The following is a 23,531-nucleotide window of genomic DNA, read 5'->3' on the forward strand; positions in this document are numbered from 1 at the left end:
AACGCCGTTCAACCCAACCTACAAGAGCACAGAAACCCTAAATTGACACCTATGGTGCGGTTCCAAACCGCACCTACCGGACTGGGGAAAATCGGAATTACCGATTTAAATAATTAAACTTCATACATGTCCCTCTTACGGAGTTTAAATATATTGTACTGGAACGCTTGGAATTTGTCAAATCTGAGCCGGAATTCGGTTACACACCGTCCCTTGCAAACTTATGCAAAAGGCGGTATAATAGATGGAAACTTCTGCTGAGGTGCTACCCAATTGAGCGACGTTCCGAAAACACATCCCCGATACCTTTCACTCACACTCCGAGATACCATCGTTGCAGGCGTAGAGCAAGGGATTACCTCTATCCACGGACTCATCGCGCATGGACGTGGGGAGGCGTTTGATTACCTCATCGGGGAGACGACACAGCCGTTTGCGATTGAGGCGATTCATGTTGCGGCAGCGATGCTCCGTTTGGCAGAACACCCCGTCATCTCCGTCAACGGGAATGTGGCAGCACTGGCACCCGAAGCACTCATCCAACTGGGGCAGATCCTGGACGCGCCGTTAGAGGTGAATATCTTTCACACGGAAACGGGACGGGAAGAGAGAATCCGGGAATACCTGCTGAAGCACGGTGCTCCAGATGTGCTGATGCCTACAACCGAGGCGCAACTCTCCTATATCAACTCCAACCGGAAGTTTGTGCATCCAGAGGGAATCTTTAAAGCGGATGTCGTCTTCGTGCCGCTGGAGGATGGCGACCGATGTGAGGCACTCCGAAAGATGGGTAAGGAGATCGTGACTGTCGACCTGAACCCGATGTCGCGCACCGCAAAGCAAGCGAGTATCACGATTGTGGATAACGTTGTGCGGGCACTCCCACTGTTATGCGGCGAGATTCGGAACTTCAACGATTCTACAGCACAAGATGCTCTGAAAAAATACAGCAACGAAGCGGTGTTACAGAAGGCGTTACGGCATATCAGCAGGAGCGGGAATGGAAACTAAGGGAAACGGGAAAAAGAACCTTGTTAAACCGCATATTCTGCTGATTGGGTTGGCTCTCGTCGCTTTTAATAGTTACTGGTGCCTGATGGGGACGGAGGTGTGGCACTCCACGCAGCTGACGATCGCCTCTCTGTTCTTCAACGCAGTTTTCACACTTCTCGTCTTCGTGCTTGTCAACCTACTGCTCCAACGATTCCTACCTCGGTTGGCGATGTCGCAGGCGGATTTGCAGACCATCTACGTGATGGTTGTGATGCTAACGACTATCAGCGGACACACGATGATGGGCTATCTCATTCCCGTCCTCGCCCACGCCTTTCAGTTCGCATCTCCAGAAAACGAATGGATTCCGCTCTTTGGGCACCACATCCCGACGTGGATTGCCGTCAAAAGTCCACGGATTTTGGACGGTTTCTACGAAGGAGATTCTACGCTCTATACTTCCCATATTTTGAACGCGTGGATACCGCCGGTGCTGGCGTGGTCGAGTTTTGTGATTGCACTCTGGTTGACGTTATTAGCCGTAACGGTCTTTCTTCGGAAGCAGTGGACGGAAAATGAACGCCTGAATTATCCGATTGTTCAACTCCCGTTGGCATTGACGAGCAATCCAAAACGTTTTTTTACCTCCCCGTGGATGTGGCTCGGATTCGCACTCGCAGGGAGCGCGGAATTGCTGAACGGGTTGAACTACCTGTTTCCAGATGTCCCCGGACTACCAATCAAAGGTAAAACAATCGGGCAATTCAGTTCAAAGCCGTGGAGTGCGATGGGGCCGATTCATATCTCTTTCTATCCGTTTAGCATCGGTTTGATGTTCTTCACGCCGCTGGATCTCTCGTTCTCCTGCTGGTTTTTCTGGCTTTTCAGTCGTATCCAACTGATTGTAACGGACGCATTCGGGGCGCGGAACATCTATCACCTTGAACAGCAGACGGGTGCGTGGATTGCGTTTGGATGTATCCCGTTGTGGATGGGGCGACGGCACTATGGACGCATTATCCGTAAGGTTTTTGGCATTGGGCAACGCCGAGGTGAAACCGCGCCTGATGACTCTCGTGAACCGATGCGTTATCGCACTGCTGCGGGGTTATTTACCGTCGGGATGCTATTTCTCTTCTTCTTTTGTCATCAGATGGGAATGACGTTCTGGGCAATCGGGCTATTCTTTCTGTTTTACTTTCCGTTAGTTATCGGTATCACGCGTATCCGTGCCGAGATTGGACCGCCGCTCCATCAACTCATTTTTGTTGATCCCGGGCGGACAATGGTGCTTGCCCTCGGAACACGCCGACTCGGTGCAGGTAATCTGACAGGACTAACGTTCCTTTATCCGTTTGTCCGCTGTTTCCGTGCACATCCGACACCCAGCGAATTAGAGGCATTTCGCTTGGCAGAGCGGAGTCGTATCGGATACCGTCAATTGCTTATCGGGATGATATTGGCGATTGTGTTCGGCATCCTGATAACGTTCTGGGCGTACCTGCACGTTCTTTACGATATGGGAGCGGGGAGCAAGGCGCGCGGCTGGATCGTCTATATGGGATGGGAGACGTTCAACCGCTTACAGACATGGCTTGTCAGTCCACGAGAAACGAGTGTGCCGGAACTCAGCGTTATCGGTAGCAGTTTTCTGTTCACGATATTCTTGATGATTATGAAGATTCGATTTCTATGGTGGCCCCTGCATCCGGGCGGTTATGTGCTCGTGAGCGGGACAGGGATGGGTGGCTTATGGTTTCCGATTTTCCTCAGTTGGTTGGCGAAGGCAACCCTACTAAAGATTGGTGGTGTGAAACTTTATCGGCAAGCCGTGCCGTTCTTTTTGGGATTGATCTTGGGGGATTATACGCTTGGATGTGTCTGGAGCCTCATCGGATTGGTGCTGCAAATGCCGACTTATATCGTGTGGCATTGATGTAAGATGCTTGACATTCAGCCCGAATTTGTGCTAAAATTCAGAAAACGAAGGAGAAAGAAAAAATGGAACATACAACCCGAATTGAACTCGAAAATCTGAAAGATCTGCATTTCGCAGAAGCAGGCATTATTAACTCCGAAGATGTGCGACGACTCACTATCGAAAATGCTCTTGTTGATACTGGAGCAACAGGGCTCTGCCTTCCCGGATCGCTTGTTCAGCAGCTCGGGCTTACCCCGCTCCGAAATATCCGCGTGCAAACTGCAAATGGGCCTGCGGAGCGCACCTTTTATTCAGAAGTGAAATACACCGTCTTGGAACGGAGCCACTCCATCCAGGTAACGGACCTTCCTGAGGATGCTCCGGTCCTCGTTGGGCACATGATCCTGGAAGCTCTTGACCTCTGTGTTGACATAAAAAACGGATTGATTCACAATCCAGCACACGGCGGCGCGTGGACGATAAAAATCCTCTGAATTTCCGAAAAAAGACAACGCTAAAGGAGAGCGAAGAATGGCTCACGTTTGGAGAAAAAAATACAAAAACGGCAGTAGAATCCTGGATAAGTTCTACACGAAACAGGAAGTCGTCAAAAGGTGTTTAGATGAAGTAAATAAATTACCCTACATATATGATTGCGTCATAGAACCCTCTGCGGGGAATGGTGCTTTTTACAAAAATATCGAACATGACACCAAAATAGGAATCGATATTGATCCGCAACATGATGAGATTATTAAAGGTGACTGGTTCAATTACAACATTAGTGAAATATACGAGCGCGTATTGGTTATAGGGAATCCGCCGTTTGGTCAATATCAAAAACTATCTTCAAAATTTATATCTCATGCCCTCTCATTTAGTAATGTCCAAACAATTGCTTTTATTTTACCAGATGTTTATAGAAAACATACACGGCAAAAAATATTGCCTTATGATTGGCGAATAGTCTCCATCACTGAATTAGGAAGGGATTGTTTTACATTAGAAGGGGAGGCATATCATGTGCCTGCAAGTTTCTTCATTTTTGATAAATCAGAGGGAAAAGATTTAAGGATTAATCCGAATGCCTATACAGAAACTGATGATTTTAAATTTTCCAATAAAGACGATTTTGACATATTTGTATTCGGTGCTTCTCCAAAAAGAATTACAAAAACGCCGACACCAAACAATAGAGGCTACTTCCTTAAGTCAAAAATTCCAGTAGAAGATTTAATATCCAGAATCAAAGCAGTTGATTGGAATGGAAATTCTTGTGCAAACGGCGGCGTATATTGGCTAACAAAATTTGAATTTTTGGAACAATATATAAAATGCCACGAGCCAAATAGAACTGAAGAAAGTCAGGGGAACTTATTTGATCTCCTTTAGCACAAATGTGCCAAGAAAAACTGCCTACATCTTCACCATAAAATGCCATGAACCGGATAGAACTAAAGAAAACGATACGTGCCATCTTAGACAGCATAGATAAAAGTAGAAGACTAAAGGATAGTGTAGAAAGGGTTAAGGATGAATTAATTGACTTAACCTTTGAACAAGAAATCTCTGAACAAGACTTTTACAAAATCAGTAGTGTGCTGACACCCCAATCAAGAAGTCCTCTGTGGCAAAACTATTTCATCAAAAAGCATGGTTGTGAAAAGGTTAGTAAAGATGAAAATAGAGGGGATTTTAAAAAGAATAGCAGATACTATGAGTATAAATGCTTTGGTTACAATCAAGGTAATGCTGTTAATATTGTTCAGATTAGACCTTGGCAGGATTGCGATTACATCATTCAGTCAATCTCTGATGATGGGGCGACCACATTTGTTTTAACACACGCAGAAATGGAATTAGAAAGGAAAAGGTTGAAAGCCTCTCGCGCACATGGAACTCAAGCTTTAGTAAATAATGAAAATATAGAATACAGAATGACTCTAAAAAGAGATTCTGCGGATTGGGATAGATGGATTAACAATTATTGCAAAGAAGGTGATATTTTTCAGTCGTGAAACAGAACGAAAGAAAAAGATCGAGGTATTACGAATATTTTGACCGCATAGTTTTTCTACAGAAATGCTGTCCGCTGGACTATAGAAGAAGTCTAACCGCTTACAAACCCTTTTTTGTCTCCTGTCCCTTATACTGCAACTGATACAACCGATAATAGATACCTTCCTGTTGCAACAACTCGTTGTGCGTGCCGGTCTCCCGGATTTCGCCGCGGTGCATCACGATAATCCTATCCGCATTTTGAATCGTCGAGAGCCGGTGCGCGATGACAACAGATGTTCGATCTTCCATCAGACGTTTCAACGCGTCCTCAATCAGGATTTCGGTTTCGGTGTCAACGCTTGAAGTGGCTTCGTCAAGGATAAGTACACTTGGATCCGAGGCTAACGCACGCGCGAAGGCAACCAGCTGCTTCTGCCCAACCGATAACCCCGCCCCATCTTCTTTAATCTCCGTTCCGTAGAGATCGGGCATCTTCTGGATAAACCTATCCAAATGTACATTCTTTGATGCATTCGCCACCTGCTCCGGTGAAATTGACGGATCCCCCAGCGTGATATTCCGCTCAATTGAATCTGAAAAAAGGAAGATGTTCTGTTGCACAATGCTGATGGCACTCCGCAGATCCTCTAAGTTCATCTCACGGATATCGACACCATCAATCAGGATTTGCCCTTTATTGATCTCATAGAACCTACAGAGCAGGTTGATGATAGAGGTTTTCCCTGCACCCGTATGCCCTACGAGCGCAACCTTCTCGCCCGGTTTCACCTTGAACGATACATCCCGTAGAACGTAATCCTCGTCGTTGTAGGCAAACCAGACATTTCGGAACTCAATCTCGCCTTTCAGACCTTGGGTACCTTTTTTAGGGGCGGTAGAAATGATAGTCGGTTGTGTATCAAGGAGTTGAAAAATCCGTTCCGAGGATGCCATCGCGTTTTGGAAGATGGTATATTTTTCGCTCAGCTCGCGGATGGGCCAGAAGAACTGTTGCGCGTAGCCCATGAACATCACCAGTACACCAAAGGTCAGCGCGTTTTGTATAATTTGCCCGCCGCCATACCAGATAATCACGGCTGTTGCGAGCGATGCCGTTACCTCTATCAGCGGGTGAAAGATCGAAAAATAGAAAATGCTCTTCAGGTTGGCAGCGAGGTATCTCCGGTTACGCTCGTTGAAGCGGAGATGGCTCCGTCGTTCTTGTGCGAACAGCTTCATGGTTGTCATACCGACGATGTTTTCTTGTAGAAAAGCATTGATTCGCGCAAGCTGCTTACGTTGTTCTCGGAAGGCGCGACGCGAATAGATCTGGTAGACAAGCGTCGCGCCGAAGATGATTGGGATTACTGCGAACGTCACGAGAGCAAGCTTCCAATTATAGAGAAGCATCACCACGACAATCCCGATGATACGGAGCAGATTCGCAAAGATCGTAATCACACCGGAGGCAAAGAGTTCGTTGAGGACTTGAACATCTCCCATAACACGGGTCATCAACCTACCGACCGGATTTTTATCAAAAAACTGTACGTCCAAGCGTTGTAAATGCGAAAAAAGTGTCTGACGGAGATCGTGCATTACATGTTGTCCGATCATCTGTGTGCGATACTCTTCAAAGTAACCAAACACAAACACACTAATCAATGCCAACACGTAAAGAATAGCGATTGTACTTAATCCTTCTGATATACCGGGGTTAATATACTCGTCAATCGCAAGCTGCATCAGAAACGGGCCCGCCAATTGCGACAGCGCACTCCCCACCATAAGAAATCCGATGATGAACAGCTGGAATTTGTAAGGTTTGAGGTACGCCAGAAGGCGTTTCATCAACACTCGGTCATAGACTTTTCCGAGGTCTTGCTCCTCATCGCTATATTCGTATAGGTCGCTTCCCATGCCAAACACAGGTGGATTCCTCCTTCGATAATACGTCGTCGCTCTGCGCGTTTACACAGCATACCGATAGCTGCGCAGATTACAGTTTTTCAAGTTCCTCTTGTAAAAGTTGTGTTTCATAGATACCGGCATAAATCCCGTTCTGGTCAAGCAGTTGTTCGTGTGTGCCGGTTTCAACAATGCTGCCCTCATCAAGAACAACGATGTGATCAGCACCCTTGACGGTAGAGATACGGTGTGAAATGAGGATTGTCGTGCGATTCTTCATAATTTCGGCAAGCCGACTGAGAATCGTGTCTTCTGTTTGGGTATCCACATTTGCGAATGCGTCATCAAGAATCAGAATTTTCGGTTTAATGATGATTGCGCGGGCAAGTGCGGTCCGTTGACGTTGTCCCCCTGAAATTGTCATGCCACGTTCGCCGAGGAAAGTTTCTAATCCGTTGGGAAATTCCTCAATTTGTTCGAGGAGGTCCGCGGTATGCGCCGCGGCTTTCACCTGCTCCTCCTCTGGTGTTTCGAGACCGTAGGCGATATTGTTTCGCAAATAGTCAGAAAAAAGAAACGGTTCCTGCTCGACGACTCCGATGTTGGATCGGAGAACTCTTAGCGGTATATCCTGAATGTCTACGCCATCCACAAAAACGGTGCCACGTTCTGCTTGACGGATGCGTGGAATCAGATTGACAAGTGTGGATTTCCCTGACCCCGTTCCACCGACAATTGCGAGCGTCTTACCGCGTTCAATTTTGAGGTTAATGTCCTTAAGCACGGGCGTTCCGTCGGGATAAGCAAAATTAAGGTGTCTAAATTCGATCTCACCTTCAATATCCCTGATACCCCATTTCACCTGTTCATCATCAAAGATTTCTGGTTTTTCATCAAGGATGGCTTGGATTCGCCCCATAGACGCTGCACCGCGTTCAAAAGTGTTGACGATAAAGCCGAGAGTAATCATCGGACGGATGAGCATCATGAGGTAGGCGTTAAACGCGACGAAATCCCCGAGCGACATTTCGCCGCCGATAACATGGAGTCCACCCATCCAAAGCAGGACGACAATACCGATCCCCGGCAAACAGCGGAAGATTGGGAAAAAGAAGGTCATCAGTCGGATCTGTTGGTGGTTCCGGTCAACAAACTCTTGGTTCAATTCTTGGAAATGTTCGATTTCGCTTGCTTCAAGTGTGTACGCTTTCACAACACGGACACCTGACAAATTCTCCTGCACCTTGGTGTTCAACGTTGAGAACGATTCTTGGATACGCTCATAATGTGCATGCAACCGCTTTCCAAGAAAGCGAATCAGGAGTGCAAGCACTGGATAGGGCAGCAGGGCAACAAACGTCAAGGTCGGGGAAATGCGCAGCATGATAACAAGCGCGAGCCCGAAAAATACGATCGCATCTGCTGTATACATTATAGCACTGCTCAGCACCATTCTGATGGCGTTTAGATCACTCGTTGCACGCGTCATTAGATCGCCAGTACGGACGTTATCGTAATACGCAGCGGAGAGTTTTTGGAGATGAAGAAAGAAGTCGGCACGGAGGTGAAACTCCATCTGCCGTGCGACACCTTGAATGGTGCGCCGTTGGATGAAGCGCAGGATACCCGCAACAAGCGCAACCCCAAAGATGAGCAGCGCGAAAAAGAGAATTCGTTCTGGAGATATTGTAAAGCTTGGACCCACATAGGTCGGGTCATAAGCACTTCTCCAAGCGAGTTCCAACTCATCAACAACTGTCTGGAGAATCTCTGGGCTAATCAGGAGAAGCACATTCGTCACAAGCACGAGAAAGAAGCTGAATATAATGGCGAACCGATACCGAATGACATACTTCTTGAGACCGAGTAAACTGCGAATGGTGAGGCTCCTTTCCGGCGCGTGCGTTATGCCGTGTAGCGTTATGTTAAGAAAGCGGGTGTTTTATATTTTGACGTAAATTTCAGGTATCTGTTTAATCAAGTTTTCGGGAATGCCAAGAGGCATCTTCCTGTAGGAGCGAGTGTTTTTGTTTCGGTATTTCCTCGCGCTCACGACTTCTCAAGAACGCATAAAAGTGCATCCAAGAATGCGTACAGATGAATTATCATCTGTCTATAACGCAGTGAAACGTGTCTATACAACCTTTATGACAACATACACAAAATTATCATCAAGGAGTAAATATGAAACAACAAAGAAGACCGGCACCATTCAATGTCGTGCCGAGTGACACCGAAGGAATTACATGGGCATTACCAGAAGGCGCGATCGCCCGACTTGGGAAAGGAATTGCATTGTCCAGTGGAGGACCAAAACTGGGACTCCCTCCCGGCGGCGTGTATTTCGCCGTTCAAACCCGTATAGGTCTCTGGTGGTATGAAATGTCGTCAAAGTCGCCTATAGCATTGTGGGAAACAGAACGCGGAATGATCTCCGCTGTCGATTTCTCGCAAGATGGTGAGTGGATCGCTATCGCCAATTATGACGGTATCATTAAGGTGGTGGATATTCAGAGTGGTGAGTGCCTTGCACAGATGAAGCAAACAGAAGAACATAATGTTTATTGGCACATTGACTTTTCCCCGGATGGTAAATGGATCGCCACCGCGAATTTTAGCGGCATCGTTGAGGTGTTAGATGTCCATCGCGGTGTGTGCATCGCAGAGATGGATCGAGGTGAACGTGAAGTTGTATCAGCTGATATTTATGGATTGGAATTCTCCCCAAATGGACAGTACGTCGCTGCGACTGCAGGTAACCTTGGCACAGAAGGCACACAAACTTACATCTGGTGTCCTGAGACAGGTAAGTTAATTTTCAAGTTTGCGGGTGGAAATTATTTTAGTTTCTCTCCAGATAGTCGCCTGCTGGCGGGCGCGACTCCCGATGAATTATCCAGTGGTGACGATCGCGTTGACCGATGCATCTCAGTGTGGGATATAGCGAAGGCGGAATGCATTGCTCATTTTGCAGCACATAGCGACTGGGTAGACGCTATTATCTTTTCGCCTTGCAGTAATTTCGTCGCATCCAGTAGTAGAGATAAAAGCCTACACGTGTGGGACGTGGCAAAGGGCTTGCAAAAGCGGGTTTATGAAAACTTTGGAACATCTCGGACAGTGCCATTTTATTCGACAGATGGGGGGTTATTCGCGATTATAGATGGGCAAGACACCATTGAAATCTGGAATATGGAACGCCGTGAAAAAATACAGATTCCAGAGCTACATCCGAGGAGTATTGATGCCGCATGGTTCAGAAAGTTCCCGCAGATGGCTCTCGCTGACATGCGCGCCGACACTACGCCTAATAAAAAGAATCAGACTCGCAACATACATACATTTTCAACAATTCGTGAATCTGCCTACTTCCCAGATCCAGTTATGTTTTTGCCAGATGGCAAAACACTGGCAACAAGAGGGTATCGCAACGGTATTGTGTTATGGGATGTTGAAAGTAAACAGGTTCGGGAAACGTTATTGGAAGATCAGCGTATTACCTCTTTTACTGTGTTGCCCTCTGGAAACATACTATCTGCCCATAGTGAAGATAATAACATCAAAGTTTGGGATGCCGAGAAACCTGACGCACCAATTGCAGAATTCACTGAAACCGATCCGGTCCGGTTGATATGGAATATAGCGTTTGCACCGACAGGTGATCTACTCGCGGTTGGAAGTAGGGAAGGCACTATCTATCTATACGATTTCATACGTAAGGCGCGGTTAAAACCGCTCATAGGGCATACCGAGCATATTTGGTCGGTGTGCTTCTCGCCAGATGGCAAACGACTGGTAAGCGGCTCAGATGATAGAATCGCACGGCTATGGGATGTTGAATCCGGTGAAGAAATTGCCACATTGCCATTAGGTGAACCTCACACACTTATGGATATAGCATTTTCACCGTGTGGGAACTTGATCGCGGGTGGACTGTCCGGCGAACTCCGTTTATGGAACGCCGAAACCTTAACAACCCTTTTTGTAATACCACATCCAGAGAAGCGGGCACCTTGGGCATTGGCATTCTCACCGTGCGGTAAGTACGTTGCATCCGGCACTTGGTGGGAGGAAGGCATGGAGAAGATGGCAATTCGGTTATGGGATGTCGCAAACGGTGAAAATATTGCGACACTCTGGGGACATCCGACAGACATTCAGTCGATCGCATTCTCACCGGATAGCACACTTTTGGCAACTGGCAGTTTTGAGTGCACAACTCTCCTCTGGGATTTGAAACCCTTTATAGGTTCGTAAAGTCTACTAACAAACTTTAAAAATAAGGGTATCAGAACGTAGGTTGGGTTGAACGGATTTCATCAAAACCGTGAGAATCAAAAAATAAAGGCACCGGACACACCACATCAAAGAGATACTAAGTGAAACCCAACGATTTTTCTATAACCCAACGGCATTCAGTTGGGTTTCACTCGCTCCTGTAACAGAGTATAGTGTTTGAATTGTGTTTGGGGGGTCAATATTACCCTTTCCAACGCTGTTCAACCCAACCTACAGCACTGTAAGGATTTACGACCCTCAATTAAACGACTCTTTACTGATAGCTGACCGCCGACTGCTGTTACTGAAAACTCTCATTGCGAGGCAAACCGATAACTGATAACCATTTCTCTGACTGCCTCTCACAAAAAATATATTGACAGCATTGCCTCTTGTAGTTTATGATATGAAAAATGCATACTATCATAGGAGGAAACAGATTTGGCGGCAGATATTGGACTCATCGGATTAGCAGTGATGGGCGAAAACCTCGCACTGAACATGGAAAGCAAAGGGTTTGAGGTGGCGGTCTTTAACCGGACTGTTTCACGCGTGGACGCTTTCATTTCAGGTACTGCAAAAGGCAAAAATATCACTGGCGCACATTCCATTCCAGAACTGATTGAGAAACTCGACAGTCCCCGAAAAATTATCTTAATGGTGAAAGCAGGAGAACCGGTTGACGCGTTCATCGCACAGTTGGTCCCGCATCTCTCAAAGGGCGACCTCATTATTGATGGCGGAAACTCTAATTTTAACGACACTGTCCGACGACATGCTGAGTTGGCGGAACAGGATGTTTTGTTTATCGGCACAGGTATCTCCGGCGGTGAAGAAGGGGCACTCAAAGGACCCGCAATGATGCCCGGCGGTTCAGCCGAGGCTTACGCGCTTGTGGAACCGATCTTTACAAAGATTGCGGCACAGGTAGATGGCACACCGTGCTGTTCTTACATTGGACCGGACGGTGCAGGGCATTACGTCAAGATGGTGCACAACGGCATCGAATACGGCGACATGCAACTGATATGTGAAGCATACTCCCTAATGAAAAGTATCTTGGGAATGAACGCCGACGAGATGCACGAGGTCTTCAGCGAATGGAATAGTGGCGAATTAAATTCTTACCTCATCGAAATTACGGCAGACATCTTCACACAACTCGATAGTAGCGGGACACCTTTCGTTGATGTCGTGCTGGACCAAGCGGGACAAAAGGGTACCGGCAAATGGACGAGTATCTCCGCGTTGGATCTCGGTATCTCCGCACCCACAATCGCTGAGGCGGTTTTTGCGCGGTGTATCTCTGCAGTCAAGACCGAACGTGTTGCGGCAGAACAGGTTATCCAAGGACCGGCGGGAACATACCAAGGCAACCGAGATGAAACATTGAAAGCGATTCACGACGCGCTTTACGCCGCGAAAATCTGTTCTTACGCCCAAGGTTTTGCCCTCATGCGGGAGGCAAGCGAGGAGTTTGGATGGGATCTGGACCTCGGCAAGATCAGCTTAGGCTGGCGAGGCGGATGTATAATTCGGGCGAAATTCCTGCATCGGATTGCAGAGGCGTTCGAGCGAAACCCTGCACTGCCGAACCTAATGCTCGATTCTTACTTCCGAGATGTACTTGAAACTGCACAACCCAACTGGCGCAGTGTTATCGGTACAGCAACGCAGCTCGGTGTACCTATCCCGGCGTTCAGCTCCGCTTTAGCCTATTTCGATAGTTACCGCAGCGGCAGACTCTCTGCGAACCTGATTCAGGCGATGCGTGATTATTTCGGCGCGCACACCTACCACAAACTCGATGGGGACGGGAACACGATCCTCGGAAAAGATGGCGAGCCGACGGTGTTTCACACTGAATGGATGCTGGAAGGTCGTCCAGAAGTTATTGTTGAATAGTTGTCAGTACGGTTTTTCTGCGAAAAACCTTTCAGTCGTCAGTTAAAGAGGTTTGCTGTTGCTTGACCAGTAACCTCAACTGCCACAAGATGGCTCCTAACTAAAAACTCATAACTGATAACTCCTAAAAGGGAGCGTTTATGGAACACGGACCACAACAAGCATTATACGATTTTGAACCGCAGCACGAATTTTTCGTCGGTATTGACTCGGACGGTTGCGTTTTCAATAGCATGGAGGTCAAACACAACGACTGCTTTAGCGTGAACCTCGTCAAACATTTCGGCTTGGCATCTATCTCGCGGCAGGTACATCAGGCATGGGATTTCGTGAATCTCTACTCAAAGACGCGTGGCACGAATCGGTTCAAAGCGATCCTGCTGGTGTGCGATTTCTTACGCGAGATGTCGCTCGTGCAGAAGATGGGTGTCGTAGTGCCGGAACTGCCCTACCTACGCGAATGGTCGGAAACGGAAACGAAACTCGGCAATCCCGCACTCCAAACTGCAATCGACAACGCCACCGGTGAGAGGCTCGACGAACTCAACCAAGTCATGGAATGGAGTCTCGGTGTGAACGAAAGTGTCGAAGAAATTGTCTATAACCTCCCCCCGTTTCCGGGCGTTTTAGAGACATTGCAACGACTTCAGGGAAAATCGGATGTCATTGTTGTTTCCGCTACACCGGACGAGGCTCTCCAACGGGAATGGGCTGAACACGAAATCGACACCTATGTCGCACTGATCGCCGGACAGGAGATGGGCACAAAAACAGAGCATCTTACGATAACGACGAAAGACAGGTACCCCGAAAACCAAGTCTTGATGCTCGGTGATTCACCCGGCGATCTGAAAGCAGCACAGGATGTAGGTGCGTTGTTCTTCCCTGTCAATCCGGGTTCCGAGGACACATCGTGGCAACTGTTCCTCGATGAAGCGATGGGCAAATTCTTTGACGGACAATACGCCGGTGCTTATGAGGACGCGTTGATTGACAAATTTCAGGAATTGTTGCCGGAAACCCCACCGTGGCAATAAAGAGAAAACGGAAGGATGGAAGCAAGAAGGGAAGGTTGGAAGACGAACTTTTCCATTCTTCCACCCTTCCATCTTTCCACCCTTCTAATTACCTATATTACATTATGGAAGGAAATCTATGAAAATTCTACTTCAAGGACGTGTTGAAGGTGAACTCCTCCAGAGATTGGAAAGCATCGTCGGCGATGAACACACCTTTGTAACCCCAAGCTCACGCGAGGAACTCATTGAAGAAGGCAAAGATGCCGATATCTTCTACGGCTACTGTAGCGAGGACCTCTTCCCGCACCTACCGAATCTCAAATGGATTCAATCCACGAGTGCGGGTATGGACAGGCACATGTACCCCGCGCTCCGTGAGAGTGATGTTCTGCTGACAAACGCTGCTGGCTTATATGGAACACATGTTGCTGACCAAGCGTTCGCACTCCTACTCGGCTTGGCACGCGGTATCCACGAATCCGTTCGGAATCAGGACAAACACCAATGGGGCGGCTCAAGGACAATGCCAATGATCGAGATTGACGGGTTCAAGATCGGTATCGTTGGGATGGGTGGCATCGGGATGCAGATGGCGAAACGCGCAAAAGGATTCGATATGTACGTCATCGGTGTCGATGCCTATCGCACCGATAAACCGGATAACGTTGATGAATTGGTGCCGATGGATCAACTCTCAAATGTAATGAGCCAAGTGGATGTCGTGATGATTGCGTGTCCGTTGACGGAAGAGACACGGGGTCTTATCAATAAGGATAATCTATCTGTGATGCAGCCGACGGCGTTTTTTATCAACATTGCCCGCGGTCCGATTGTCAACGAACCAGATCTGATTGAAATTCTGAAAGCCGATAAAATTGCTGCGGCTGGCTTGGACGTCACCGAGATCGAACCACTCTCAGCAGATAGTCCGTTGTGGGATTTTGACAACGTTATCATTTCACCGCATTCGGCGGGAGGTTCACAGCATCGTGCGCGCCGTATCACCGAGTTTTTCTTGGATAACTTGGAACGGTATCTGAAGGGTGAAGAATTGAAGAATATTGTGAACAAGCAACTCGGTTTTTAGGCCTCCATATTTAGCAAGCAATCTACAAAGCCTACACGGGTGGATGGAGTGATTTCCACCCGTTTTTTTGTTCAAACTTAAGAATCACTTTGATCTTCTTCGGATTGGACGCTCAGATGCTGCCTTGTTCAGAAAACTGTGAGTTCCTTCCCTCAGATCCATACGCGATCTACTCCCACAACTTCGAGTAAATTTGGTATTCTTTATTCATGCTTAAGAGGAAGCAGCTTATAATTAGTCATGTTGAGGTAAATATAAAATTATTAATTAAAAATATATTATTGACTATATATGATTTTTTAATATAATTGCTCTGCAAAGAGATTGTAATCCGATGCCTCAAAAATTACAGAGGCTTTTCGGAAACTTAAAAAATGATTGACTCGGTTGAGTTCCAACTTCTTACTGAAAAAGGGAAGATTCCATGATAAAGAAAACGTTAGTTTCTATATTTTCAACGTTCCTGCTCATATCAATTCCATACCTACCCAACACCTTTGCCCAAAATTATACAAAATGGAATTTACCCGAAGGAGTGAAAGTGCGCCTCGGTAAAGGGTGGATTTCGGGTGATATCGCGTATTCACCGGACGGTACGCGGCTTGCGGTGTCAAGTTCTATCGGTATTTGGATATATGATGCAAACACTTATGCTGAAGTTGCATTGTTCACCGAACATACCCAACCGGTCAATTCCGTGGCTTATTCCCCGGATGGCAAAATGCTTGTCAGCGGAAGTGCCGACAACACGGTTCGGTTATGGAATGCACACACCGGACAACTCTTGAATACCCTTGAAGAGCATACGGGTGATGTCACTTCTGTGGCGTTTTCTCCCAACGGCAAAATGTTTGTCAGCGGAAGCCGCGATAATACAGCTCGACTGTGGGATACCGATACAGGTCAGCTCCTACGCACCTTTAGGATGATACCAAAAAACTATATTGTTTTCTCTGGCTCATTTGACGTTAACTCAGTAGCATTCTCTCCGGATGGCAAATTTCTTGCTACTGGAAGTGATAATGCCATTCGGCTGTGGGATGTCAACACTGGGGAACGTTTGGCAAGTTCTGGTGTAGACGTGGGCTATGCTGTTACGTTTTCTTCTGATGATGTTACACTTGCTAGCGCAGAGGGTAGAGGCGGAGTTAAATTGTGGGGGGCACGTACTGGAAAACATTGGCAGACTCTCCGTGGTCACACGGGTGGTGTTTATTCTGTAGCGTTTTCTCCAGACGGTAAAATACTTGCGAGTGGAGGAGCTGACCGGGAGATTCGTCTCTGGGATGCACGCACTGGGGTACATCTTCGGACTTTAGAGAGACACACATCTCCTATTTTAAGTATGTCGTTCAGCCCAAATGGGCGCACACTTGCAAGTGCAAGTTGGACAGAGGTTAGATTTTGGAATACGAACACAAACATACAAAAGCATATCATTGAAGGGCATACGCGATCTATTTATAGCGTAGCCATCTCGCCCGATGGTAGCATATTTGCAAGTGGGTATGAAGATGGTACAATTATGTTATCGGATCCCCATTCAGGACAACATAGGCACACCTTTATAGGGCATTCTGGGAAGGTTAATGCTCTTGCTTTCTCACCCGATGGCAGTACTCTTGCTTCTGGCGGGGGTGAGCGCTGGGGACAGGTTAAGCTCTGGGATACCCGCACTTGGGAACACCTACACACTCTCACTGGACATAAAGGCGCAGTTTTGTCTGTTGCATTCTCGCCCGACAGTAGTATGATCGCCAGCGGGGCAGCAGATTCAGAAACCACCCAACTCTGGAACGTGTCTAAACAGATTCGCTTGTGGAATGTACGTACCGGCAAACACCTACATACTCTTAGAACCAGTAAGACAGGCTATGCTTATTCCGTGGCATTTTCTCCCGATGGCATGACCCTTGCCAGCGGTGGTAGCGGCAATACGATCCAATTGTGGGATGTACGCACTGGGCGCCTCCTACAGACACTACTGAATAAGAATAACAGTTTTGATAATAATAGGATTTATTCCGTAGCATTTTCTCCTGATGGCAGCACACTCGCTAGTGGGGACAGAGACTATATGATCCGATTGTGGAATCCTCGTTCAGGAGAATTCCTGCGTACCCTTAAAGCACATAAGAATCCAGTTATTTCTATCGTGTATTCTCCGGATGGTAACACACTCGCTAGTACATGCTGGAGGAACATCATATTCTGGGATACCCACACTGGAGAACTAACGCGCGTCATTCTAGCACATACGGGTTATATTAATTCTATAGCATTTTCCCCAGATGGGAGTACACTTATGAGTGGAAGCGGCGATGGAACTGTGATGCTGTGGGATCTCACTCCTTCTGACATCCCAGATACTACACCAAGCCCTCCGGCCACACCAAACACAACTGTAAGTCTATCACCTTCCCCGGTGCAGTCACCTGCTATTGGACAACAACTTACACTGTCTCTCAAAATCGCAAAAGGAGAAGATGTCGCAGGTTATCAGGCAACCGTGGAATTCGATGCCACTACCCTCCGCTATGTGGAGAGCACCAACGGAGACTATCTTCCCAAAGGTGCGTTCTTTGTGCCACCTGTCTCCGAAGGAAATACCGTTACCCTTGCATCAACGGCTCTCGGTGGCAAAAGCGATGGAAGCGGCACACTGGCAACAATAACGTTTGAGGTCGTCGCTGCCAAAGCTTCCACTGTACGTTTATCAGATGTGTTATTAACGGATAGTGAGGGTGGTAGTTCAACGCCACAAATAGAAAACGCTGATATTACTGAACCTCCGAAACTGCCAGAGGATGTCAATAAGGATGGTGTCGTCAACATCATCGATCTAACGCTGGTTGCGTCAAGCTTCGGCAAGAGTGGTCAAAACAGTGCGGATGTCAATGGTGATGGTATCGTCAATATTATTGATTTGACTTTGGTCGCCGCCGCATTCGGGAACACAGCCGCCGCACCTGAAGTATGGAGTCGCCATACTGAGGTCACTCCTACAAGAGAACAAGTCGAACAGTGGTTGCATCAAGCGAGGCAGATGAACTTGACAGATTCAACTTTCCAGCGCGGACTTCTGATGCTGGAGCGGCTTCTCGCCACCCTGACCCCCAAAGAGACAGCACTTCTACCGAACTATCCGAACCCGTTCAATCCAGAGACATGGATTCCATATCAATTGGCGGAGTCTGCGGATGTCAGCATTTCCATCTACGCTGCGGATGGAACATTGGTTCGGACACTAGCGTTAGGGTATCAGGCTGTTGGTATCTACGAATCCCGGAGTCATGCCGCGTATTGGGATGGGAAAAACGCACTTGGTGAACCCGTGGCGAGTGGTGTCTATTTCTATAGGTTTACAGCTGGCGACTTCTCAGCGACGCGTAAGATGTTGATAAGGAAGTAATTGAAAGCAATACCGTAAGGGTGGGCACCGTGCCCACCTGTACTCGCCTAAAGAAGACACTGCTACCGTCAAACAACAACTTGTCTACGGAAAGCACCAGATCACCCTTTTTCAGGTATATTTTCCTCTTGAATCTTCTTTCCAAATGCCGTATTATTTTAATGATGGTTATGGTAACGCTTATTGGTTTTTTGAATAAATAAACTAACGGAGAAGAATCAATGGACGTATTAGTTGAAAAATTAGATGCGAAGTTACGCGAGTGGGAACCGAACATTGCGGCAACGGTCAGGGAACGAATTTTGGAAATCATTGATCTCACAGACCAAGATGCCTTGGATATACTGCGATCGCGTGCTCTAGAACAAGAGGTTTTGGATTTACTCGATGAACCCATATTCCAGTGAGATTTGGCTATATGAGAAGGTTTGGTACACAGGGACCTGTGAACCCTGAACAGCACTATGTTGTCGCTCGGACTGACGAACTCGCGGAGTTCGTAAAGCGCGTTAAGGAGGGACGTTATATTGTCATCTTCGCCCCGCGGCAGACAGGGAAGACAACTTTTTTCCAACGCGCCGTTGAAGTCCTCACAGCTGAAGACTTAACTTACTTTCCTATTCAACTGAATTTTGAGATATATGTGGACTGCAGTCGTTCCGAATTTTATGAATCTCTCACCAAACAGATTAGTAAGGCAATTGAACGCGTTTTCCAAAGACGCGGAGAGGCACTTGACGCAGCACTAAAACATTTTCTCAATAATGCCCAGATAACCAACCATTTGTCAATGATGGAATTTTTTGAACAGGTCCAGCGTTTCCTGAAGTACGGGGAAAATTCGCAGAAAATCGTCCTCATTATTGACGAGTTTGATGGCATCCCTACATCTGCCTTGAAAGGTTTTCTGCACGCGTTTCGACATACTTATGTCACTGACACCACGTTTCAATGTCCGCATAGCCTTGGCATTGTAGGTGTCAAAAGTATTGCACAACTTGATTATGATCGCTCTGTCTCCCCATTCAATATCCATGACGATTTTGCCTTGTCCAATTTTACACTCACACAAGTGCAAGAACTGTTTGGACAATACACCGACGAGGTGGAGCAAATCTTCGCCCCAGAAGTGATTGAATCCATTCATACACAGACAGGGGGCCAACCCTTCCTTGTTAACCGATTCGCCCAGATACTCACAGAGGAACTGGACATCCCGAAAACTGAAACGATTACATTGGCACACTTTTCAGCAGCACACATACAACTTGTGGATGAAAACAATACGAACCTAACACATTTGACCACCAACATCCGCCGAAACCCCCGCTTTGAAAGTCTTCTGATGCGAATCATGTTGTACGATGAAGGTGTTCCCTTCAATCTACGCAATGAACTTGTTAATGAACTCGCCACGTACGGTATCCTTACGAAAGGCACTGACAGGATGTGTAAGATTGCCAATCCAATTTATTTGTATTGCACGCTACAAGCGTTCAAACCGGTAGTCAATGGACTGGAGCGCGACTATTTCCCCGAAGATACCGATGGATTTCAGTATCTCACGTCCGATGGACACATTCAGATGGAACAACTCCTGAATAACTTCCAGGACTTCATTGCCCGCGCTGGCTTTAGGATCCTGCAAGTCCCTGAAACACCCCAAGAGTTCATCGGACAGCATCTCCTCTTTGCCTATCTTGATCAGTTCGTTACCAGCGTGAACGGGGCAATGTATATGGAAGTCCCAACAGGTCGCGGTAGAATGGACCTGCTCATTCTCCACAACGAAAAAAAATATATCGTTGAAACAAAGATTTGGAGAAGTGAAAGAGGTTATGCCGTAGGGAAGCAACAACTCGCGACGTATCTGGCGACAGAAGGTGTTATGGAGGGTTACTACATAGTGTTCGATCATCGCGAGGTGCCAAAACCGCGGACAGAGACAGAGACGATAGATGGACGGACGATTCGGAGTTACGTTGTTCCTGTGGTGCAAGAACGTCCTGCAACGTGATTTTCATATCACCCATCTCAGGCAACATCAAATGGCGAGGTCGGGAACAACTTAGGAGGCATTGATGAAAACCTTTGTCTTAATCCTAACAAGCATTGCGGCTATTTCCATTGCTGTTCGTGTCTCGGTGGCTGTGCCTGAAGGCGAAGAGACTGTGCCCGGAGGTATGGTACTGATTTTCGGAGGCGAGTTCGAGATGGGAAGTAATAACACACCTGCTGAACAACCCGTCCATACGGTCCATCTGGACGCGTTCTATATGGATCAATACGAAGTCACCAATGCCGAATACAAGGCATTTGTCCTTGCCAACCCGGAATGGCAAAAAGGGCGTATTGACAGAAGATTCCATGAAGGAACTTACTTAGAGAATTGGAATGGAAATAACTATCCTGATGGTAAAGAGGAGCATCCGGTTACATGGGTCAGTTGGCATGCAGCGATGGCTTACGCAACGTGGGCAGGCAAACGGCTGCCGACAGAAGCGGAGTGGGAATACGCAGCACGCGGCGGATGGGCACATCAAAACTACCCATGGGGTACTTCAATTGATGTAACCAGGGCAAACTACAACGGAAATGTTGGGGATACCACTGCTGTCGGCACCTATCCTGCCAACAATTACGGTCTCTATGATATGTCGGGCAACGTATGGGAATGGTGTCTTGACGAATACCAGGGTAATTTTTACAGAGATTCCCCGCGTCGGAATCCAATTGCAGGCGCAACTCGCATTCAAGATATGACAGGTGACTTCAAAAATGTTCACACCCCGCGCGTGTTACGTGGCGGATCTTTGGTCACCGAGCATCAAAGCGTTGAGGTTTCTACGCGCGCTGAATCTCCGCCGAGGTATGCAGACTTCGATCTCGGTTTCCGTTGCGTGAAGGATACAAAACCTTAACGCTTCGATTGCATCGAAAAAGATGGCGAGGCACAAGACCTCGCCCTACAACACATTTTGGTTCACACCTACGAATCATGAGACTCAATCCGCACGGCACAGAATTTCAACTCTGGTTGCTTAGATACGGGATCGAAAGCAGGATTTGTCACGTAATTCGCATTGGTTTCGGCATGGAAGAGATCGCCCCAATGGAACGGAGTGAAAAGCAAGCCACGTCGAATCGATTCGGTAACTCTTGCCTTCGCATAGCACCGTCCACGTCGTCCGACAAGATAGACCCACTCACCGTCTTCAACACCGTTCTCTACAGCATCGTCCGGATGGATTTCCACAAACGGTTCTGGGTCCTTACGGACCAGCTGCGGCACTTTGCCTGTTCGGGTACGCGTATGCCACTGACTCTCTATCCGTCCTGTCGTCAAACCGAGCGGGAACTCCTCATTTACGTCCTCATCGGGCGGTTGATAGACCGGCGTTTTGAATTGTGCTTTCCCGGAATCGGTAAAAAACTTCGTGCGGACGTATCGCCGCGCCGTGCCGGGATGCCGTGGATGTGGACAGGGCCAGCGCAGTGAGGTTTTTGCGAGACGTTCATTCGTCATCCCCATCTGATCGCACGGCGTGCCTGCCGTCAGAAGCCGATACTCATCCCATACCTCCTCAACCGTGTAGAAGTCGAAATTCCGCTTGTATCCCATCGCCTTTGCGACCTGCGTGAATATCCACCAATCCGGTTTCGCCTCACCCGGAGGTATGAGGAATTGGTCACTTCGGACGACAAGTCGTTCGCTGTTCGTCATTGTGCCCTGCTTTTCACCCCACTGTGCTGCGGGAAGCAGCACATCCGCATATTCGGCGGTTTCTGTCGGGTAATAGCAATCCTGCACGATGACCAAATCAGCACGACGGAGTCCTGCCTGCGATACCTTTGTATCGGGCATACTGACAGCGGGATTCGTGCAGGCGATCCAGAGAGCGCGAACCTCACCTTCAGCGGCTGCCTCAAACATCGGTACCGCCGTTAAACCGGGGTTTGGATCAATGCTGCCGGGTGGTACACGCCAAGCACCCTCCAGATAAGCACGGTGCATGTCATTGGTGACAACACGATAACCGGGCAACTGATGCGACAAGTAACCGACCTCTCTACCGCCCATCGCATTCGGTTGTCCCGTCAACGAAAACGGACCGGCACCCCTTACGCCAACCTCACCCAACTGGAGGTGCAGGTTGATGAGGTCGACATTTTTGTCAACACCGCTCGTGCTTTGATTGGTGCCTTGGCAGTAAAAACTGAGCAAACGACTCGGTTTAGAAAGGTATTCAACGATCTCGTCAATACGCGCGGGGTGAATATCACACGCAGCGAGAAGCGCGTCCTCGTCCAAACTATCCAAATGGTTTTCGTACGCACTGAAGTTTTCAGTGTTCCTTCGGACGAAACGACTGTTAACCCGTCCTACCCCAAGGAGGCGTTTGGCGATGAGTTGGAGAAAGGCAACATCGCTTCCGGGTGCTAACGGTACATGGATATCTGAAAATTCCGCTGTCTTGCTGCGGCGCGGATCTACGGTGATGATCCGTGTATTCGGCTCTACCGCTCGCCGTTTCCGAATCATCTGGAAGAGAACGGGGTGATTCACCGCCATATTCGCACCGATAATCAGAAAGACATCGGCGTGCTGGATGTCATCATAACAGGTCGGCGGACCGTCTGAACCGAACGCCTGCATGTAACCGACCACGGCAGAGGACATACAGAGCCGACTATTCGTGTCCACGTTATTCGTACGAAGGAAGCCTTTGAACAATTTATTGAAAACGTAGGAAGCCTCTGTATCCAACTGTCCAGAGCCGTAAAACGCGATGGAATCTTTGCCGTGCTCCAATTGGATCTCGTGAAGTCTATTCGCAGTGAAAGCGATAGCCTCGTCCCACGAAACTTCGCGAGGGGCTTCACCCCGACGATCGCGAATCATTGGATAGGCGAGTCTTCCGTCGTGGTTTTGAAAAACTTGTTTGAGATGCGCGCCTTTTGGACAGAGCATACCGTAATTCGGGGCGACATCGTCGTCCGCTGAAA

At 47.8% G+C, this 23,531-nt stretch carries 16 protein-coding genes; 13 read left to right on the plus strand and 3 right to left on the minus strand.

The window, feature by feature from the left end:
• The first annotated feature begins 273 nt into the window (after positions 1 to 273).
• The 5 genes from OXH39_22585 (at position 274) to OXH39_22605 (ending at position 4,932) form a co-directional block, all read left to right on the plus strand.
• Complete coding sequence (locus OXH39_22585; protein ID MCY3553258.1) at positions 274 to 1,011, plus strand: phosphopantothenate/pantothenate synthetase; 738 nt, start codon at positions 274 to 276, stop codon at positions 1,009 to 1,011.
• Positions 1,001 to 2,929 (plus strand): hypothetical protein, encoded by a 1,929-nt coding sequence (locus OXH39_22590; GenBank protein MCY3553259.1) that lies wholly within the window; start codon positions 1,001 to 1,003, stop codon positions 2,927 to 2,929. Before OXH39_22585 ends, OXH39_22590 begins: the two co-directional genes overlap by 11 nt.
• A gap of 65 nt (positions 2,930 to 2,994) precedes the next feature.
• Positions 2,995 to 3,408: an aspartyl protease family protein gene (locus OXH39_22595; protein MCY3553260.1), complete on the plus strand. Its 414-nt coding sequence runs from the start codon at positions 2,995 to 2,997 to the stop codon at positions 3,406 to 3,408.
• A gap of 37 nt (positions 3,409 to 3,445) precedes the next feature.
• On the plus strand, positions 3,446 to 4,306 hold the full coding sequence (locus OXH39_22600; protein MCY3553261.1) for a hypothetical protein: 861 nt from the start codon (positions 3,446 to 3,448) through the stop codon (positions 4,304 to 4,306).
• Between the two features lie 47 nt (positions 4,307 to 4,353).
• Positions 4,354 to 4,932 carry a hypothetical protein gene (locus OXH39_22605; GenBank protein ID MCY3553262.1) on the plus strand — a complete coding sequence of 193 codons (579 nt, stop codon included), beginning with the start codon at positions 4,354 to 4,356 and terminating at the stop codon, positions 4,930 to 4,932.
• A 100-nt stretch (positions 4,933 to 5,032) separates the two neighbouring features.
• Here OXH39_22605 and OXH39_22610 read toward each other — a convergent pair whose 3' ends face one another.
• Together OXH39_22610 and OXH39_22615 are read right to left on the minus strand one after the other, a co-directional pair.
• Positions 5,033 to 6,835 carry an ABC transporter ATP-binding protein gene (locus OXH39_22610; GenBank protein MCY3553263.1) on the minus strand — a complete coding sequence of 601 codons (1,803 nt, stop codon included), beginning with the start codon at positions 6,833 to 6,835 and terminating at the stop codon, positions 5,033 to 5,035.
• Between the two features lie 79 nt (positions 6,836 to 6,914).
• Entirely contained in the window at positions 6,915 to 8,648 is a 1,734-nt protein-coding gene (locus tag OXH39_22615; GenBank protein ID MCY3553264.1) for an ABC transporter ATP-binding protein, read from the minus strand.
• Positions 8,649 to 9,007: 359 nt separating this feature from the next.
• Between OXH39_22615 and OXH39_22620 the strand changes: the two genes are divergently transcribed.
• The 8 genes from OXH39_22620 (at position 9,008) to OXH39_22655 (ending at position 21,445) form a co-directional block, all read left to right on the plus strand.
• Positions 9,008 to 11,080, plus strand: coding sequence for a WD40 repeat domain-containing protein (locus OXH39_22620; protein MCY3553265.1), 2,073 nt, complete (start codon positions 9,008 to 9,010; stop codon positions 11,078 to 11,080).
• A 462-nt stretch (positions 11,081 to 11,542) separates the two neighbouring features.
• Complete coding sequence (gene gnd / locus OXH39_22625; GenBank protein ID MCY3553266.1) at positions 11,543 to 13,006, plus strand: decarboxylating NADP(+)-dependent phosphogluconate dehydrogenase; 1,464 nt, start codon at positions 11,543 to 11,545, stop codon at positions 13,004 to 13,006.
• 140 nt (positions 13,007 to 13,146) lie between these two features.
• A complete protein-coding gene (locus OXH39_22630) occupies positions 13,147 to 14,043 on the plus strand; it encodes an HAD hydrolase-like protein (GenBank protein ID MCY3553267.1) in 897 nt (298 codons plus the stop codon).
• Positions 14,044 to 14,161: 118 nt separating this feature from the next.
• On the plus strand, positions 14,162 to 15,112 hold the full coding sequence (locus OXH39_22635; protein ID MCY3553268.1) for a D-2-hydroxyacid dehydrogenase: 951 nt from the start codon (positions 14,162 to 14,164) through the stop codon (positions 15,110 to 15,112).
• Between the two features lie 424 nt (positions 15,113 to 15,536).
• On the plus strand, positions 15,537 to 18,524 hold the full coding sequence (locus OXH39_22640; GenBank protein MCY3553269.1) for a cohesin domain-containing protein: 2,988 nt from the start codon (positions 15,537 to 15,539) through the stop codon (positions 18,522 to 18,524).
• 221 nt (positions 18,525 to 18,745) lie between these two features.
• Positions 18,746 to 18,931, plus strand: a complete 186-nt coding sequence (locus OXH39_22645; GenBank protein MCY3553270.1) for a hypothetical protein — start codon at positions 18,746 to 18,748, stop codon at positions 18,929 to 18,931.
• Between the two features lie 11 nt (positions 18,932 to 18,942).
• Entirely contained in the window at positions 18,943 to 20,541 is a 1,599-nt protein-coding gene (locus OXH39_22650) for an AAA-like domain-containing protein (GenBank protein ID MCY3553271.1), read from the plus strand.
• A gap of 64 nt (positions 20,542 to 20,605) precedes the next feature.
• Positions 20,606 to 21,445: a formylglycine-generating enzyme family protein gene (locus tag OXH39_22655; protein ID MCY3553272.1), complete on the plus strand. Its 840-nt coding sequence runs from the start codon at positions 20,606 to 20,608 to the stop codon at positions 21,443 to 21,445.
• Positions 21,446 to 21,513: 68 nt separating this feature from the next.
• On the opposite strand, the gene OXH39_22660 is transcribed toward OXH39_22655, so the two are convergent.
• On the minus strand, positions 21,514 to 23,531 hold a 2,018-nt coding region (locus OXH39_22660; protein ID MCY3553273.1), incomplete at its 5' end, for a nitrate reductase.

The sequence above is a fragment of the Candidatus Poribacteria bacterium genome (assembly GCA_026702755.1).
In the GTDB taxonomy this organism is placed as follows: Bacteria; Poribacteria; WGA-4E; order WGA-4E; family WGA-3G; genus WGA-3G.